The sequence below is a fragment of the Nocardia xishanensis NBRC 101358 genome, assembly GCF_001613365.1.
Lineage (GTDB): Bacteria > Actinomycetota > Actinomycetes > Mycobacteriales > Mycobacteriaceae > Nocardia > Nocardia xishanensis.
The window spans coordinates 12,593-29,103 of record NZ_BDCF01000014.1; the positions used below are offsets into that span (position 1 = coordinate 12,593).

Consider the following 16,511-nt stretch of genomic DNA (forward strand, 5'->3'; position numbering starts at 1 on the left):
TGGTCGGAGGCGGACACGACGAAGCCCCGCCCAAGCGAGAGGCATTGGGCGGGGCCGATTTCCACGGCGGTGACGACCGAGGAAGCGAGACGGACTACTTCGCCGGGGCAGGCGCGTTGAACGGCGCGTTGACCGTCGAGAAGTACTGGATGAGCGCGCCGATGGCGACGGGCGCCGTCACGAAGATCTGGCCCGCGATGGTGCCGAGCGCGCCGACCGCGGCCGCACCGGCGATGCAACCGACGGCCGCCGCGGGCAAGAAGGGTCCGAACAGTCCGACGATGGTGCCGCCGACCGCCGCGCCGCCGAGGATGCCGCCGACAACGCAACCGACCGCTGCGCCGCCGAGGCCGCCGACCAGCGTGCCGATCGTGGCGCCCATGCTGATGGTGCTGGTCAACCGGGTCCAGGCCGCGACCTCACGGTCGTATTCGTTCTTCCACGGCGCCTTGTCCTCGAACGGCAGCGCGACCGGCTTGTAGGTCGCGTGGTCGAGATCGAGCTGCGGCGTCAGTGTCGCGGTGCGACCCGAGATCTGCGCCGCGATCGGGAACTCGAACTCGTCGAGCCGGAACTTCAGCGGCGTGCCCGCGACCACGGTGCCGTCCGCGGCCTTGATCTTCAGCGCGCCGTCCTCGGTGACGAGCGAGCCCGCGTCGGTGCTGATGATCGCGGTGGTCTCGGTCTGGGTGGCGGTGAAGTCGATGACGTCCCCGGCGGGGGTCTCCGGACCGGCCACCGCGGTTCCCGCGGTCACGCCGGTCGCCATGGTCACGAGTGCCGCGACCACGGCGAGCTTCCTGATTCTCATATACTGCTGTCCCTCATCCGATGGAGCGTGTTCGAGGGAAAAGCATCGAGCACCGGCCGGGTTCGTACGAGAGAAAAAAGCAGCGAGATTCGAATGGGCAATCGCGGAGCGAATGCTATTTCGCCGCGGCGGCCTTCGCCTCCGCCTTTACCCGCTTCTTGAACGCACGCACCTCCAGCAGGGACTGAGCGTCGGTGATGTCGGCGGCCGAGCGCCGCGAGTCCTTCTCCGAGTAAGCGCCCGCCGCCTTTTCCCAGCCTTTCGGGCGCACCCCGAGTTGCTTGCCGAGCAAGGCGAGAAAAATACGCGCCTTCTGGTCGCCGTAGCCCGGCAACGCCTTCAGCCTGCGCAGCACTTCCTTGCCGTCCGGATCGCCGTTCGTCCATATCGCCGCAGTGTCGCCGTCGTAGTGTTCGATGACGTAGCGCGCCAATTCCTGGGTGCGCCGCGCCATGGACCGCCCGTAGCGGTGGATGGCGGGCGGCGTCGCGGCGAGTTCCTCGAACGCCTCCGGATCGGCTTCGGCGATCTTGGTGATGTCGAACCCGTCCATCCGGTCGGCGATCTTCTTCGGGCCGCGGAAAGCGTGTTCGAGCGGGAACTGCTGATCGAGGAGCATGCCCGTCAACAGAGCGAACGGGTCCTCCGACAGGAGCTTGTCGGCCTCCGGTTCCTGCGCGAGACACAGTGTGACGGTCACCGTCGTTCCTTTCGGTTTGTCGGCGCGTTCGTCCGTCGATCATCTCACCCGCGTCCAGCTGTGCGGCACGCCACAGCCGCGCGTAGGCTCTGGCCATGCCTCAGACGACGGCAATACCTAGGGACGGACAAGCGCCCATGGACACTTATTCATTGCGTCCGGATCGCTTCGACAGGGCGGGCCGAGATCAACTGGTCGACGTGCGCGACCTGCAGGCCGCCCTACCTGGCATCCGGCGCCTGCGCACCTGGGCGCACGAGGCGCTCGCGCTGCAACCCGGCGAACACGCCGTCGACGTCGGCTCCGGCACCGGTTCGGAGGTCTTCGCCTTCGCCGACGCGGTCGGCCCGACCGGCGAGGCGATCGGCGTCGAGCCCGACCCGAATCTGCTCGCCTCCGCGCAGCGCCGCGCGTCCCAGCTCGGCTCGCACGCGAAGTTCCACTCCGGTGACGCCTACGGCATCCCGTTCGGCGCCGACTGCTTCGACGCGGTGCTCTGCGAGCGCGTCTTCCAGCACCTCACGGCGCCCGCCCGCGCGGCGAACGAGATCGCCAGGGTGCTGCGCCCCGGCGGCCGCGCCGTGGTGGTCGACGTCGACTGGGACACCGCGATCGTGCACCCCGGCGACCGGCAGGTGGTCCGCCAAGTGCTGGACACGCTGGTCTCTGCCACCACCAACCCGCTGTCCGGCCGCAGGCTGCCCGGCCTGCTCACCCAGGCGGGCCTGGTGATCGACGACGTCGGCTCGCACGCGCTCGTACAGGATCGCAGCGTCGGCCCCGGCTCGCTGGTCACCCGCATCTCGGCCATGGCGGTGGCGCGCGGTGCCATCACCGAGGCACAGCGCGACCGGTTGCTCGCCGACCTGGAGCGCGGCGCCGACACCGGCGACATCCATCTGTCGGTGACGATGTTCGCGGTGCTGGCGCACAAGCCGCGCTGAGCCGAAGCTCCTCGGGCAAACGACGGCCCTCCGCACCGGTGTGCGGAGGGCCGTCGTTCGTTTTTCTGCGCCCGTTACTTGTCGAGGCCGGTTACTTGCTGAGCAGCTTCTCGGTGGCCGCGAGCAGCACGCAGGTGGCAAGGCCGTCCATCGCCTTCTCCAGCTCCGGCAGCTTCGGGAAGCTGGGGGCGATGCGAATGTTCTTGTCCTCCGGATCGTTCCGGTACGGGAAGGCCGAACCCGCCGCCGTCAGCGCGATGCCCGCGTCCTTGGCCAGCGCGATGACGCGGGCCGCGGTGCCCTCGAGCACGTCGAGGCTGATGAAGTAACCGCCCTTCGGCTCGGTCCACGAGGCGACCTTGGACGCGCCGAGCCGGTCCTCCAGAATCTTCAGCACCAGGGCGAACTTCGGCTCCAGGATCTCGCGGTGCTTCTGCATGTGCGCGCGCACGCCAGCGGCGTTCTCGAAGAAACGCAGGTGGCGCAGCTGGTTGATCTTGTCCGGGCCGATGCTCTTCTTCGACGCGTGCGAGAGGTACCAGTCCAGGTTCGCGGTGGACCCGCCGAGGAAGCTGACGCCCGCGCCCGCGAAGGTGATCTTCGAGGTGGAGGCGAAGACGATGGGCCGGTTCGGGTTTCCGGCGGCCGCGGCAAGGCCGAGCACGTCGACCACGGGCGCCGCGATGTCGGTCAGCGGGTGCACGGCGTAGGCGTTGTCCCAGAACAGCCGGAAGTCCGGCGCCGCGGCTGGCATCGAAACCAATTCCCGCACAACCTCTTCGGAGAAGACGACGCCGGTCGGGTTGGAGTAATTCGGCACCGCCCACAGACCCTTGATCTGCGGGTCGGCGGCGAGCAGCTCGGCGATGCGATGCGTATCGGGACCGTCGTGGCGCATCGGGATCGGGATCATCTCGAAGCCGAGCGCCTCGGTGATCGCGAAGTGCCGGTCGTAACCCGGTGCGGGACAGAGGAACTTCAGCGCGGGCTCGGCCGCCCAGCGGCGCTCGGAATCGTTGGTGCCGTACAGCATCGCGTAGGTGATGACATCGTGCATCAGCTCGAGGCTCGCGTTGTTGCCCGCGAGCAGGTTCTCCACCGGGATGCCGAGCAGCTCACCGAAGATGGCGCGTAGCTCCGGGAGACCGTGCAGCCCACCGTAGTTGCGGCAGTCGGTGCCGGTGCCGTCCCGGTAGTCACCCTCGCCGGGCAGAGTGAGTAGCTCCGCCGAAAGGTCTAGTTGTTCGGGCGAAGGTTTTCCCCTCGTCAGGTCCAGCGTGAGCTTCTCGGTCTTGAGCGTCGCGTAGTTCGCGGTCTGAGTCTCGTGTTCGGACACGAGCTCCTCATGGCTCATCAAACCGATCTGCGTTTGCCGGGGCATCCTGAGCAGCCTTTCGAAGCAGCGAAGGGGCGTTAATCGACGTCCGTGCCGACGACCGTCGGTGGACCGTTGACCACGTTACCCGTGTGTTGCCCGGAATTGGAGGCGTACCTTTGCCTACGCTCGCGCTCCGCGCGGTCCGCTGACGGACTTCTCCGGCTGCGCCGTTCCCGGGATACCAGTGGACCGACGGCGAGTGCCCGAACTTCGGCCCGGGGCCGGAAATATAGGGGACCCCGCGCACCCGGCAGAGCCCGTTGACCCTTGCTGCCTTCCGGCCCTGGGGGAGTTCACAGGATGCGCGCCGCGCGGGATCCGTCGGCCAGTGTAGCGGGTGATCCCCGCTCCGTCCGAATTGGGCCGTTCCGACCCGTGCGGTCCCGCCCGCAAACCAGGCTCGACCAGCGCAAACCATCGATTCACCGGGGCAATTTGGCGTCCGACCGGGGGCAACCGGTATGCTGCTCCACGGAGGATTCGCCTAGTGGCCTATGGCGCTCGCCTGGAACGCGGGTTGGGTTAACGCCCTCAGGGGTTCAAATCCCCTATCCTCCGCCACGACGGCCCAGGTCGAAGACGGTTCATCCGTTGCCGACCTGGGCCGTTCTTCGTTTGCCGGTTGGCCGAACCCCGGGATGCTCCGCCGGGAAACTGCGCGCCAGCGGCACCGCGCATGGGGCCGGCGGTTTCGTGTCGATAGGGAGATCGATGCGTCCACGTTCTCACGCGTCCGGTTCACCCGGCGTGAGGACGTGATCGCGTTCGCGGGTCGGCGGTCACCGTCGACCGATCGCACGCGGTAGCCGGGCTTCGCGCCGACACCGGAGCCGATACAAGACCGCGCGGGCGGATCGGTACCGAATCTCGTCCGATCCGCCCGCGCGGTAGGTTTTCAGTTGTCCGCTCTGCGGGTAGTTATCGCCTTGCGCCGCAGACTATTTCACTTACAACCGGCTGTGCGCTATCGAACCGGGCTTGCGCCGCACCGGCTTCCGCGAGCGGCAGCGGCAGAACCCCGAATCCACGGGAGGAGTCCGTCGCCGAGTTCCTCCCGCGCGGGTATCAGCCGTTCAGGCCCATGCCCTGGGCGAGCAGCGGCCACGAGTTGTGCAGCGCCTCTTCCCAGTACGGCCAGTAGTGCGTGCCGACAGGGTTGAACTGGTAGGTGGCCGGGATGTTCAGCGAGTCGAGCCGGTTCTTCAGGTTGGCGGTGCAGCCGTTGACGGCCGCCTCGATGATCACACCGAGGCTCAGGTTGACCGCGCCCATGGGTCCGGGGGCGGTGCTGAGGTAATACTGAACGTCCTCCATCACCGGGATGCCGCTGCCGCTGGAGACGTAGAGCAGCGTGCCGCGCAGCTTCTCGGCGTTGATCACCGGGTCGTTCTCGGCCCACAGCGGGCTGTCGGCGGGACCGTACATGTTGTCGGTGTTGCCGCCCGCCCAGGTCTCGGTCGCCAGCTTGACGAACTGCCGACCCATCGGGTCGGCGATCTGCGCGCAGCCGCTGTACGCGGCGACCGTCTTCCACAGCCCCGGCTTGGCCTCGGCCAACTGCAACACCGACGTGCCCGACGTCGACAGGCCCGCCAACGCGTTGCGGCCCGTCGAATGCAGCGTCTCGTCGAGCAGCGGGGGCAGTTCCTCGGTGAAGAAGGTCTTCCACTTGTTCAGCCCGAGCTTCGGGTCCTGCTGCCGCCAGTCGGTGTAGTAGCTGCCGCGACCACCGATCGGCTGGATGACGTTGACCTGCTTGTCGGCCAGCCAGTCCAGCGCGTGCGTCGCGGCCTTCCAGCTGGCGGTTCCCTCACCGGCGTCAAGGCCGTTGAGCATGTACAGGTTCGGCGCCGGGGTCGACTCGTCGGCCGGACGCTGCACATCGACCTTGATTTCGGTGTCCATCGACGCCGAGTACACCTTCAGGTGCCAGGTACGCCCCTCCTTGACGATGGACGTCACGGCGGAGGGCTTCTGCGGCTCGGCCGAAGCGGCGCCACCGGCCACCGCCACCGACAACGCGGCGGTGAGCGCGAGGGCCGCGGTCCGCAGAGCGGCCACGCTGCGTAGTGCGGAAAGCTTCATCGAACAGTCGGCTCCATTCCACGGGCCTTCGTCGGCCACATTGTCGTCGAGATAGTCTCCCCCAGCGGTCGATCGCCCGCGACACGTGGTCGCGCCGTGATTCCGGCCCACGACCGGATCACTCGGCATTCATCGGGCATCGATCCCTCTCTTACTGTATTCGGACGGACCCCTGGGCCCATCTCCCCGAGCTAAGTCTTCCGCGGAGCTGAAACCGTTACTCCACAATGTCATTCGGCGGCGGCATTTTCGGCCCGCAACGCCGCGACCGGACCGACAAGGTGTTCGGATTTGCTGTTTTCGGCCGGCAACTGGACAAGAATCGATCCCGCCGCCGCGGTGGCCGGTCCGCGATTTCGCCGGACCGGTCCCCATCGGCCGATGGATGTCGACCGCAAGCCGACATGTCGTTCATCGCGCTGATGCGGCGGGCGCCGAAGCCGTGGGGCAGGTCGTCGAGGGCCATCCGCTCGACCAGCTGCGCGCGGTGGTCGAGGAGATCGGCCCCGACGAAGTGATCCTGCTGACCGAGCCGCACGCGATCGAGGAGTTCTTCCACCACGACTGGGCGTCGCGCGCTCGGCACGAAGTCGGCGTCCCGGTCTTGAAGCTGTATGCCCACAGCGACGAGCAAAAGACGGACGAAAATTCCTGAGTGGGGCCGACCAACTCGCCCGCGCACCGGGGCGGAAGCCTGGAAATTCGGTTGCCCGCATACTGGTGGCAACCGATAGTGCGCGCCTAGGATCGAGGAAGTCGGGGAATCTCAACACAACCAACCGACCGATCGATCGGCGAGTTGTCCAGGCCGCATGCCGGGCTCGCCGGAAGAGGCAGAGATGAACACCAACAAGATTCGTACGGTGGGCAGGGCGCGCCTGATTCTGGGGTTAGCGGCAGTGGGGGCCGCGATGACAGTTCCGGTGGTGGCGGCGGCTCCCGCGACAGCCGCGCCCGCGTCGTCGCCCGGCGTCGTGCAGACCGAATTCCCGCCGTGTGAACGCGGGTTCATGTGCAATTCCGATCGCGACTACGACGGGTGCGACCGCGGCAACAACTGGTGGGGCGGCGGCAACAACTGGTGGGGCGGCGGCGGTGGCTACGGCGGCGGCGGTGGTGGTGGTTACGGCGGCTATGGCGGCGGCGGTTACGGCCGGAGCGATCGCGGATACGACGAGTGCGGCGGGAACCAAGGTTGGGGCGGATCGAGCAACTTCTTCCCATTCGGCTTGTTCGGTAGCAGCTGACCGAGCCCTTCGCACGGAACGCCCTAGCAACCCTCCGGCGGTATGAGCCCGCGCTCCGGCCCGGGCGGATAGACCGTGCCCGCGCGGCGCCGCCTCGCGGGCACGGATCTTTATCGGCGCGATATCAGCGCACCGGCTTCAGTGCGCGTTGCCCGCGGGCGCGGGACTCCGAAAGCGGTCCGCGTGTTCGGCGGCCCATTCCGCGAACGTCTTTGCCGGACGGCCGAGTACACGGGGAACGGTGTCGTCGACGATCGCCGATTCCGCGGGCGGCGCGGCGTACCAGCCGATGACGTAATCGGCGTCGGCCCGGGAGACGCCGGTGGCCATCAGCCGTTCCACGGCCTGCGCGTGGGTGATCCGGTCGAAGGCGATGTCGCGGCCGACCGCATCGGACAGGATCGCGAGCCGTTCGTGCAGGGTCAGCGGCTGCGGGCCGGTGAGCCTGTACGCGCGGCCCGCGTGGCCGTCTTCGACCAGGGCGACGGCCGCCACCGCGCCGATGTCGGCCTCGTGCACCACGGCGCTCGGGTGGTCATAGGGTTCCCGCACCACGCCCTCGGCGCGGATCGAGTCCGTCCAGGTCAGCGTGTTGGACATGAACTCCTGCGGCTCGAGCCGCGTCCATTCCACGCCGGAGTCGGCGACGGCCTGTTCGACCGGACCGACCCCACCGCCCCACACGATTGTGATGCGCCGGACGCCCGCGTCGACGGCCCGGCGGACCAGTTCCGGGCCGACCTCGGCCAGTCCGGCCGTCACGGTGATGTGCAGGCGGGTGATGCCGTCGAGCGCCTCGGCCATGATTTCGGGTGCGGTGTGGGTGCCAGCGGCCAGTTCCACTCCGGCCGGGAGTCCGGCGGCCGCCGCCGCGGGATTCCGGGTGAGTGCTCGCACGCGCTCGCCTCGACGCACGAGTTCCGCCACGACGTGGCGGCCGGTGTTGCCGGTCGCGCCTGTTACCAGTGTTGTCACGGTGTTCCTTTCCACCGCGCCGACGCTAAGAGCTCGACCTCACTCGAGGTCAAGGCCCTGAATTCTGGTGTCCCGCCCTCCAGCGGCGACGGGATTGCCGCGGGGCTGCGATGATTCCGGGGTGACTCAGTGGCTCCCCCTCTTCAGTTCCCTGGTCGTCGCCTTCGTCGTTCTGGTCGGCGTCCTCATCACCAACCGCACGAACCGCAGGGCGATCGACGCTGCCGACGAGCGCGGCAGCATCGCGCTGGAGGCAGCGCAGCGGAACGTGGCGGCGGTCAACGCGGCGGCCGAGGAGCGGAGCAGGTCCGCACTGGAAGCGGCGCAACGGAATACCGAAGCCGCCGAACAGCGCGAGCACGAGAAGTGGCGTCGCGAATCGGTGCTGGCGGCCGTCACCGCCCTGCTGGAGACCTCGGCCACCGTCCGGCAGCAGCTGTCCAGCCAGGATTTCACCTACCTCGGCGAGATCGACCGCTTCGGCCTCGATCTGCACGAAAGCATCGAGCAGTGCACCGGTTCGGTCACCCGGCTGCGCATCCTGTCGAGCCCGCGCATCCCCAACCGCTGTGAAGATCTGCTGCGCACCCTCACCGCCGCCGCGAACATCACCGTCCAGAAGCTGACCCTCACCTTGGACGGTGAAGCGACCGCGGACGACCTCGATGACATCAGGACGTTGTGGCACAAGGCCATTGCCAGCGTCGTCGAACAGGAACTGTCGGTCGTCAAGGCCGCGCGAACCGAACTCGGCTTGGAACCCCTTCCCGCCCCTGAGCGCGTCACCGCGCCGTCGGCTGCGTAGCCAGAGCACGAAAGTCCTGGCGCAGAACCGCTATTGTCCGGCGGCTCCGACCAGACCTGGCTCGGCGGGCTTGCGGCGGAACGAGATGTGCCGGTGACCGAAGAAACTGGCGACGGCGACCAAGGCCATCACCCCGACGGCCGCCGGAATGCTCGGCAGATGCAGCAGCGAGACGGCCGCTTGCAGCAGCACCATGTTCATCAGCAAGCCGCCGGAATTGACTGCGACGAAGGCGAAGAAGTCGCGCACGACGCGCCCGCGCACCCGGAAGACCAGGGTGCGGTGCAGCACGAACGCGACGACGATGCTGATGCTGTACGCCGCGGGGGGCGCGAACGCGGCCGAGACGCGGCCGTCGAAGATCGCCAGCCACATCACCGTCAGCGCGATACCCAGTCCAGTGTTCACCATGCCGACCATGGCGAACGCGATCTCCTGCCGCCGCACGATACGCAGCAACGGCCCTGGATCCAGTTCCGCCTGGTCGACGATGTTCATCGGACGGCCAGCTCGGCCTCGATGGCGTCGGCCGCCTGCGGGAGTCCGGCGGACTCGTCTTCCCCACGGCGCCGGTACAGCCAGTACAAGACGCCGACGCCGAGCAGTCCGATCAAAGCGCTCGCTCCGCCGATCGGCCAGCCGGGCGGTTGCCAGGCGAGCTTCAGTTCGGCGTTCTCGGTGCCGGCCGGGAGATCGACGGCGACAAAGGTTTTCGCGACGGCGTCGACCGGTATCTCGCGGCCGTCGAGGGTGACGCGATAGCCGGGCCAGTTCAATCGCGCGAATACCACACGACCACCCGTTTCCGAGCTCACCCGAACCCGGCTGGTGGTGTCCGATTCGGCGATGGACTCGGCGGTCACGCCGTTCGCGGCGGCGACGCGGCCATTCATCGTGGAGAGCAAGCCGGTCTCCCGCTCCAGCACGGAGATGTACTTCTCGTGGCCGGGGTAGTCGACCCACTTCCAGCCCTGCGGGGCGGACTGGTTGCGCGCGTCCGGGTACAGGGCGGTGTGCAGCACGACCCGGTCCACCTTCATCAGATCGACGATGGTCTTGCCGGTGGTCGGCTCGACGGCGAAAGCCCTGCGGAAGGCGTCGGGGCAGACGCTGGTGTCCCAGCGCATGCAGAGCATCTCGCCGAACTGGAAGTGGCCGTTCGGGGTGTATCCGCTGACGTAGGTCAGCTCGAGATCTTTGGCGTAGTTACCGAAGACGAGGGATCCGTACGCGCCTTCCAGGGTGCGTTCGCCGGGCGGGATGAATGCGCGGTCGCCGAGTTGCAGTGTGGTGCCGGGGAAATCCGGGAAGGCGGCCTTCATCTGCGAGCGGTGTTCCGGCAGATTCCAGCCGAGCGGCGTCGGCTGAGCCGCCCAGACCTGCAGATACGCGATCGGGAAGATCGAGACGACCATCAGCGCGCACGCCGCCGCCGCGCCACGGCCGCGCGCCAGCCACACCACCGCCGCGCCGAGCGCCGCCACCGCCAGGGCCGAGACGACGTGCCACACCACTTCCTGTGGCGCCGCCGACACCGAACGCAGCCACAGCAGGCCGATCAGCCCCGCCGCGATCGATCCGCGCCGCCGCCAGTCGGCGAAGGTGGCGAAACGGCCGAGCAGCACGCCGAACAGCACCAGCAGACCCAGCGCCACCATCGGCAGCACCCGGGCGGGCCAGCGCAGCGGGCCGATGGCGCCTGGGCCTGCGGTCCACATCAGCACGACTGCCGTGAAAAGAGCGGGCGCGGTCAGTTCGCGCGCCGAATCCAGCGCCTTGCGCCAGTCCACGAAGGCAAGCGCCGGGATCACGAACCAGGCGATGTAGACCACCGGCATCGGCTGCACATAACCCCACCACGTGGTGAACGCGGGCAAGGTGCTGGGCAGGCCGGCGTTCAACGACTCCGACCACGGCACGGTCAGCAGCTGGTCGTTGTTGATCTGCGCGGTGCCGCGCCAGGTGACCTTGGCCGAGAGCATGCTCGGCAGGTACGTCGCGAGCCCGGCCAGCGCCGCACAGGCCGAGACCATGAGCAGCCGCAGCGACGGTTGCCACTTGCGCCGGTAGACGAGCTCGCCGACGGCTACCGCGACGATCATGATCCCGGCCTCGACGGCCGGGAAGATGTACTGCACCGAGATCGCCAGGTACAGGAAGACGAAGGTCGGGATCGGCCCGGAACGCCCGCGCGCATAGCGCACACCCGACGCCCACGCGTGCGCCAGCCATGCGGTGCCGGTGAACGCGGTCATCCAGCTCGACTCGTCGAAGAAGAGCAGCCAGCCGCTGAACGGGATGGCGACGCCCGCCACGGCCCCCCACGGCGCACGCGACCCGTACGCCAGACAGATTCGGTAGACGCCGAGCCCCAGCACGATCGCGAAGATCAGCTTGACCACGGTGGCGTAGAGCGCGAGGTTGTCCACCGAGGGCGCGATCAGGTCGATCAGCAGCTGCGGCGGATTCAGCAGGCCCGCTTCTTCGATGGTGTAGTTGCCGGCCATCCAATGTTCGGGGACCAGGATCGGCAGATCGCCCTCACGCAGCCGCCTTCCCATCATCACCCACAGCGGGGCGTACTGGGACTCGGTGTCGTCGGTATAGAAATGCCGCACGTTGGCCAGTAGAACCGCGACATACCCCGCGACCACGCCGAGCGCGGTGATGATGCCCCATTTGTACACCTCGCGCGGCGCGAGAGTTCCACTGTCCACCACGAGTCCCAGACCCTACAGGCAACCGCCCGCCCCCGAACGGAACCCGATCGATCACGGCACCCGAGTGACCCGATCAGGCCGTGGGGTGGAGGGGGCGAGCTTAGACTCGACGGCGGATCTTCGGGGTGAGCGAGGCGAGATGCGTACTCGGTTCGAGTTCGACCTGCATACCGTTGCGGCGCCGGAGCAGGTCGTCGAGTTGTTCACCGATTTCTCCGCGGAGCGGCCGCGGCGGTGGCCCGCGCTGTCGGCGCGGCGGTATCGGGTGCTCGAGGTGGGTGAGCACACGGCGGACGTGGTGGAGGGGCAGGACTTTCCGCCGATTTCGGCGCGCTGGAGCTACGACTGGTCGACGCCGGGGACGGTGCGGATGCACGTGGTCGACAGTGATTACTTCGCGCCGGGCGGTTTCCACGAGGTGACGATCCACCCGGCCGAGGACGGCGGCAGCGATGTGCACGGGGTGTGGGACAACACCGCGTTGCATCCGTCGACCCACGCCACCTTGGCGATGATGCGGCTGGCGGGGCGGCGGTTCTTCGTCAGCTATTACGCGCGAGTCTTCGATCGGCTGGCCGAGGAGAACGACTGATCGGCGGCTGCCCTCGACCACCCGTCTCTGGATCGCGGATCGGGCGGGTTGTTCGGTCGACGAGCTAGCGGTTCAGTGGTCGACACCTTCGCCGAGCGCCGCTCTCACCTCACGCAGCGCGGCGCGGAGCAGGTTCGCGTACTCGTCGACGTCGGGGACCACCGCGGCGTCGGCGTGAATGGAAACCGTGACGGTATCGCCGAGGCCGTGCACACCGTGGGTGAGATGCATGACCGCGCCGAGCGCGGGGAACCCGCCGGTGCAGCGGACCGGACCACCACCGAAGGACAGGTCGGCGGGACCGCGGTACACGCTGGAGACGACGGTGTGGCCCGAGATGGAATCGGGCACCGCGTCGATGGGATAGCGGTCGACATCGCGGCGCAGGATCGGCGCGGGGGTGACGGCGGTGACGCGGCCCTGGGCCGACAGCAGCGGATGCCGGGCGCGGAGGCGGCGGTCCGCGAGAGCGGCGGCGATCCGGTCGGCGCGCGCTCGCAGATCCGGCTCGTCGGCGAAAAGGTCTACACCGAGACTGCGGTAGTTGTTGCGCGCCAACCCATTGCTTTGTTCCGTCAGCGCCATCGGCACCTGAGCCCCGAGCCGATCCACCGGTTCGCCGTGCGCCGCAAGGTATTCGGCCAACGCCACCGACACCGCCGTCAGCACGACAACGGTGATCGTCCGGCCGGGAACGCGAAGTTCCTCGGCCGAACACACGATCATCCGCGCACGATGCTCGATAATGCCCTGGGGCCCAATCCTGTTCACTGCGCACGGGGCGAACCCCGGACCCGGCGGCGGCACCTCCCCCGCCTCCGTCAGCATGGCGAGCTCCGTCTGCGCGCGATACGCGCCATATCCGCGCACCGCCGTTTTCACCATCCCGGCCGGTATCCGAACGGCGCCGAGCACCGCGCGGAGGAAAGCCGAGTGACGCAGGCGCGTGATCAGCTCGGCGGCAGCACCCAAGGTCGCGGGTACTCCGATCCATCGCATCCCGATACCGTCTCGCCCGGTATCCGCCCAACCCCCGAGGTCTGTTGCCGACCGATCGGACTCGTGCCGCGCCCCGTCCGCCCGACCGCCCCCGCGAGCGGCTGCCACGTCCGCGCCCCGTCCTGTCTTCTCCTCACCGGCGGAGGGTCCCCAACTCGCACGACCCGGTCCGTCTTCGGAGAACAACTCCCGCGCGATCGCGGCCGCCCGCTTTCCGTCGGCCAGCGCATGCGACATCTGAAGCACCACCACGGTGGCGAGCTCCTCGTCCGAGCCGCGCAAGGGCGCACCCGCGACGCCGCGGAAGACGTGCAACCGCCAGGGATGGATCCTGGCGTCGCCCCCGGTGGCGAGCAGGTCGCCGAGCGCCGCTTCCACCGCAGCCCAATCCGGCAACCGGTGTTCGACGAACTGATCGGCGCTGAACTCGCACGGCACCCAGGACGGATAGGCGAGGTCACCGGGCGCCTCGCGAAGCCGGACCCGCAGGTCGGGAATCCGGGCGCTGCGTGCCGCCACAGCGGTGCGTAGGGCGTCGGTCGGCACGCCCGCGTCGGCGAAGCTGTAGAGCAGGAACAGATCGTTGCGGGTGCGGGCCGACAGCCAGAACATGGTCGCGTCTTGCGGTGCCATCGAACTCACGCACCGACCATATCCGCGCTGCCGGACGAGGTCCTCGCAGCGCAGGCTGAGGTACGTATCGGCACGAATCCGCCGGTCCGCGGGCAGTTCGACGACCGATGACGATTTGATCAACGGGGACTCCCGAAAACTATCGATTCCGCGCCGAGATATTGCTACCGTCTGTAGTAGACCCATTCCACACACGCAGAAGCGGAGTGTCGGCCATGGCGAAAGAGCTTGCGCGAACAATTGGCGAACAGGCTGATGCGGCGGATCAGCGATATCGCGCCGCGGCGTTCATGAAGCGGTCGATCAACAAGGTCTTCCCGACCCACTGGTCTTTCCTGCTCGGTGAGATCGCCCTCTACAGCTTCATCATCCTGCTGCTCTCGGGTGTGTACCTGACGCTGTTCTTCGACCCCTCGATGGCCGAGGTCGTCTACGACGGCTCCTATCAGCCATTGCGCGGCGTCACGATGTCGCGGGCGTACGAGACCGCGCTGAACATCTCCTTCGAGGTGCGCGGCGGCCTGTTCGTGCGGCAGGTGCACCACTGGGCGGCGCTGCTGTTCGCGGCGTCGATCATCGTGCACCTGTTCCGTATCTTCTTCACCGGCGCGTTCCGTAAGCCGCGTGAGGCGAACTGGGTACTGGGATCGCTGCTGCTGATCCTGGCGATGTTCGAGGGCTTCTTCGGGTACTCGCTGCCCGACGACCTGCTCTCCGGCACCGGTCTGCGAGCCGCGTTCTCCGGCATCACCATCTCGATCCCGCTGATCGGTACCTGGATGCACTGGCTGATGTTCGGCGGCGACTTCCCCGGCGAGATCATCATCCCGCGCCTCTACGTCACCCACGTGCTGTTGTTCCCCGGGATCATGCTCGCCCTGATCGCCGCGCACATCGCGCTGGTCTGGTACCAGAAGCACACCCAGTTCCCCGGCCCTGGCCGCACCGAGAACAACGTGGTCGGCGCGCGCATCGTGCCGGTGTTCGCCGCCGATCAGGGCGCCTTCTTCGCCTTCACCCTCGCCGTGGTCGGCATCATGGGCGGCCTGTTCCAGATCAACCCGATCTGGAACCTCGGACCGTACAATCCATCCCAGGTCTCGGCCGGTTCGCAGCCGGACTTCTACATGATGTGGACCGACGGCATGGCGCGTCTGATGCCGCCGTGGGAGCTGTACCTCGGTCGCTACACGGTTCCGGCCGTGTTCTGGGTCGCAGTGACCATGGGCTTGGTGTTCGTCATGCTCCTCACTTACCCCTGGATCGAGAAGCGCCTCACCAAGGACTACGAGGCGTATCACAACCTGCTACAGCGACCGCGCGACGTTCCGGTGCGCACCGCGATCGGCGCCATGGCCATCACGTTCTACGTGGTGCTCACGCTCTCCTGCGTCAACGACATCATCGCCTACAAGTTCGACATCTCGCTGAACGCGACGACCTGGATCGGCCGCATCGGCCTGCTGCTCGGGCCACCGATCGCGTACTTCGTCGCCTATCGCCTGTGCGTCGCCCTGCAACGCAGCGACCGCACGGTACTCGACCACGGCATCGAGACCGGCGTGGTCAGGCGGCTGCCGCACGGCGAGTACATCGAGGTGCACCAGCCGCTCGGCCCGGTCGACGAGCACGGCCACCCGCTTCCGCTGGAGTACCAGGGCGCGGCGGTGCCGAAGAAGATGAACCGGCTGGGTTCGGCGGGCAAGCCGGGCACGGGCAGCTTCCTGCGCGCCGATCCCGTGGCCGAGTCCAACCGCAATCGCGCCATCGAGCACGAGGAAGAGCACCGGCAGCTGGCGGTGTTGCGGCGCTACCAGGACCGCGCCGCGGGAAACGGAAACGGACACAAGGAAACCGAATAGCCGGCGATCGACTTCGGATGCGCTGAGCCCCCCGGATACGCTGGGTCCTTCGGATACGCTGGGCCTTTCAGAAGCGCGAAGGCCCCGAGCCTGTCTCGGCCCGGGGCCCGTGCTGACGGCTCGGACCTGATATTCAGGCCCTGTCGAACTCCCCCGCCGATACTCCACTCACGAATGCGTCCCACTCGCCCGGGGTGAACGCCAGGATCGGGCCGCTGCCTTTATCCTTGGTATCGCGGACCGCGACATTGCCGCCGCCGAGAAATGCCACTTCCACGCAGTTCCCGTCGGCGCCGCTGTATGAACTCTTACGCCACACAGCCCCCGTCAAATCAACCTCCACGGCACTAGCTCCTTTGCTGCGTCGAGAACGAGAATTTTTCCTACTGAGATTCGTTCAAATTAACTCCGGCATCCGGCGGGAACGCCGAATACCGTGGTGCGCCTGGTGGTAGCGCGCAACTTTCTCGGTATGCGGTATCGCTGGCGATAGTTCCGGGCGAATGACCCCGGGGGTTGCTCCGCGGCTAAACCCTAGCAGGTTTCGCGATGAATTTGCCGGTCTCTTGCCGGTTGAACCAACCCATTTGCCAAGCTTGCGAAGACGATAAGTTGCGGAAACATTGCCGGTCTCCGGCTTTCCCTCGAATAGCGGCGGAGGGCAAACATATGCGCCGACGTGATTGGTCCGTGATCCGCCAATGAAAGCCGCCGCTCCCGGACCTCCCGCACCCGGCCTGGACACGGCGTGGATCATGGA

The 16,511-nt window shown here is 67.6% G+C and carries 15 protein-coding genes, 1 tRNA gene and 1 other RNA gene; 7 read left to right on the forward strand and 10 right to left on the reverse strand.

All coding sequences use genetic code 11. The features are described 5' to 3' along the window. Positions 1-94: 94 nt before the first annotated feature. Both NX1_RS13405 and NX1_RS13410 read right to left on the reverse strand, forming a co-directional pair. The gene (locus NX1_RS13405; protein WP_068058259.1) at positions 95-811 is read right to left on the reverse strand and encodes a DUF8020 domain-containing protein; all 717 of its coding nucleotides are present in this window, start codon (positions 809-811) and stop codon (positions 95-97) included. Positions 812-926: 115 nt separating this feature from the next. Further along, positions 927-1,511 (reverse strand): HhH-GPD-type base excision DNA repair protein, encoded by a 585-nt coding sequence (locus NX1_RS13410; RefSeq protein ID WP_068058261.1) that lies wholly within the window; start codon positions 1,509-1,511, stop codon positions 927-929. Between the two features lie 137 nt (positions 1,512-1,648). Here NX1_RS13410 and NX1_RS13415 point away from each other — a divergent pair, with 137 nt between their 5' ends. Beyond that, the gene (locus tag NX1_RS13415) at positions 1,649-2,455 is read left to right on the forward strand and encodes a methyltransferase domain-containing protein (RefSeq protein ID WP_084501395.1); all 807 of its coding nucleotides are present in this window, start codon (positions 1,649-1,651) and stop codon (positions 2,453-2,455) included. Positions 2,456-2,546: 91 nt separating this feature from the next. On the opposite strand, the gene NX1_RS13420 is transcribed toward NX1_RS13415, so the two are convergent. After that, on the reverse strand, positions 2,547-3,836 hold the full coding sequence (locus NX1_RS13420; RefSeq protein WP_068058265.1) for an aspartate aminotransferase type Ic: 1,290 nt from the start codon (positions 3,834-3,836) through the stop codon (positions 2,547-2,549). A gap of 225 nt (positions 3,837-4,061) precedes the next feature. Further along, an RNA gene (gene ffs, locus NX1_RS13425) (signal recognition particle sRNA small type) lies at positions 4,062-4,156 on the reverse strand. Positions 4,157-4,306: 150 nt separating this feature from the next. On the opposite strand from ffs, the gene NX1_RS13430 reads away from it, so the two are divergent. Then, a tRNA-Ser gene (locus NX1_RS13430) sits at positions 4,307-4,394 on the forward strand. Positions 4,395-4,898: 504 nt separating this feature from the next. Here NX1_RS13430 and NX1_RS13435 read toward each other — a convergent pair. Continuing rightward, complete coding sequence (locus NX1_RS13435) at positions 4,899-5,918, reverse strand: alpha/beta hydrolase (RefSeq protein WP_068058453.1); 1,020 nt, start codon at positions 5,916-5,918, stop codon at positions 4,899-4,901. 385 nt (positions 5,919-6,303) lie between these two features. Between NX1_RS13435 and NX1_RS13440 the strand changes: the two genes are divergently transcribed. After that, positions 6,304-6,573 (forward strand): hypothetical protein, encoded by a 270-nt coding sequence (locus NX1_RS13440; protein ID WP_218024123.1) that lies wholly within the window; start codon positions 6,304-6,306, stop codon positions 6,571-6,573. 184 nt (positions 6,574-6,757) lie between these two features. After that, positions 6,758-7,165: a hypothetical protein gene (locus NX1_RS37265; protein WP_176580384.1), complete on the forward strand. Its 408-nt coding sequence runs from the start codon at positions 6,758-6,760 to the stop codon at positions 7,163-7,165. A gap of 138 nt (positions 7,166-7,303) precedes the next feature. Here the strand turns inward: NX1_RS37265 and NX1_RS13450 are convergent, their stop codons facing one another. Further along, positions 7,304-8,140 carry an NmrA family NAD(P)-binding protein gene (locus NX1_RS13450; protein WP_068058454.1) on the reverse strand — a complete coding sequence of 279 codons (837 nt, stop codon included), beginning with the start codon at positions 8,138-8,140 and terminating at the stop codon, positions 7,304-7,306. A gap of 121 nt (positions 8,141-8,261) precedes the next feature. Between NX1_RS13450 and NX1_RS13455 the strand changes: the two genes are divergently transcribed. Further along, positions 8,262-8,945 carry a hypothetical protein gene (locus tag NX1_RS13455; protein ID WP_068058268.1) on the forward strand — a complete coding sequence of 228 codons (684 nt, stop codon included), beginning with the start codon at positions 8,262-8,264 and terminating at the stop codon, positions 8,943-8,945. 30 nt (positions 8,946-8,975) lie between these two features. On the opposite strand, the gene NX1_RS13460 is transcribed toward NX1_RS13455, so the two are convergent. Continuing rightward, positions 8,976-9,443 carry a GtrA family protein gene (locus NX1_RS13460; RefSeq protein WP_068058269.1) on the reverse strand — a complete coding sequence of 156 codons (468 nt, stop codon included), beginning with the start codon at positions 9,441-9,443 and terminating at the stop codon, positions 8,976-8,978. Then, positions 9,440-11,662, reverse strand: coding sequence for a hypothetical protein (locus NX1_RS13465; RefSeq protein WP_245668482.1), 2,223 nt, complete (start codon positions 11,660-11,662; stop codon positions 9,440-9,442). Before NX1_RS13465 ends, NX1_RS13460 begins: the two co-directional genes overlap by 4 nt. Before the next feature lie 142 nt (positions 11,663-11,804). On the opposite strand from NX1_RS13465, the gene NX1_RS13470 reads away from it, so the two are divergent. Further along, a complete protein-coding gene (locus NX1_RS13470; RefSeq protein WP_068058270.1) occupies positions 11,805-12,257 on the forward strand; it encodes a hypothetical protein in 453 nt (150 codons plus the stop codon). A gap of 72 nt (positions 12,258-12,329) precedes the next feature. Here NX1_RS13470 and NX1_RS13475 read toward each other — a convergent pair whose 3' ends face one another. Continuing rightward, complete coding sequence (locus NX1_RS13475) at positions 12,330-13,889, reverse strand: wax ester/triacylglycerol synthase domain-containing protein (RefSeq protein WP_245668497.1); 1,560 nt, start codon at positions 13,887-13,889, stop codon at positions 12,330-12,332. 215 nt (positions 13,890-14,104) lie between these two features. On the opposite strand from NX1_RS13475, the gene qcrB reads away from it, so the two are divergent. Then, positions 14,105-15,751 (forward strand): cytochrome bc1 complex cytochrome b subunit, encoded by a 1,647-nt coding sequence (gene qcrB / locus NX1_RS13480; RefSeq protein WP_068058272.1) that lies wholly within the window; start codon positions 14,105-14,107, stop codon positions 15,749-15,751. Positions 15,752-15,884: 133 nt separating this feature from the next. On the opposite strand, the gene NX1_RS13485 is transcribed toward qcrB, so the two are convergent. Beyond that, a complete protein-coding gene (locus NX1_RS13485; protein ID WP_068058273.1) occupies positions 15,885-16,094 on the reverse strand; it encodes a DUF397 domain-containing protein in 210 nt (69 codons plus the stop codon). Positions 16,095-16,511: the final 417 nt, after the last annotated feature.

Excerpts from the sequence above, each read along its gene's own strand:
- NX1_RS13435 (WP_068058453.1), bottom strand. The coding sequence starts at position 5,918 with ATGAAGCTTTCCGCACTACGCAGCGTGGCCGCTCTGCGGACCGCGGCC.
- NX1_RS13475 (WP_245668497.1), bottom strand. The coding sequence starts at position 13,889 with ATGGCACCGCAAGACGCGACCATGTTCTGGCTGTCGGCCCGCACCCGC.
- NX1_RS13415 (WP_084501395.1), top strand. The coding sequence starts at position 1,649 with ATGGACACTTATTCATTGCGTCCGGATCGCTTCGACAGGGCGGGCCGA.
- NX1_RS13470 (WP_068058270.1), top strand. The coding sequence starts at position 11,805 with ATGCGTACTCGGTTCGAGTTCGACCTGCATACCGTTGCGGCGCCGGAG.
- NX1_RS13405 (WP_068058259.1), bottom strand. The coding sequence starts at position 811 with ATGAGAATCAGGAAGCTCGCCGTGGTCGCGGCACTCGTGACCATGGCG.
- NX1_RS13420 (WP_068058265.1), bottom strand. The coding sequence starts at position 3,836 with ATGCCCCGGCAAACGCAGATCGGTTTGATGAGCCATGAGGAGCTCGTG.
- NX1_RS13440 (WP_218024123.1), top strand. The coding sequence starts at position 6,304 with ATGTCGACCGCAAGCCGACATGTCGTTCATCGCGCTGATGCGGCGGGC.
- NX1_RS37265 (WP_176580384.1), top strand. The coding sequence starts at position 6,758 with ATGAACACCAACAAGATTCGTACGGTGGGCAGGGCGCGCCTGATTCTG.
- qcrB (WP_068058272.1), top strand. The coding sequence starts at position 14,105 with ATGGCGAAAGAGCTTGCGCGAACAATTGGCGAACAGGCTGATGCGGCG.
- NX1_RS13460 (WP_068058269.1), bottom strand. The coding sequence starts at position 9,443 with ATGAACATCGTCGACCAGGCGGAACTGGATCCAGGGCCGTTGCTGCGT.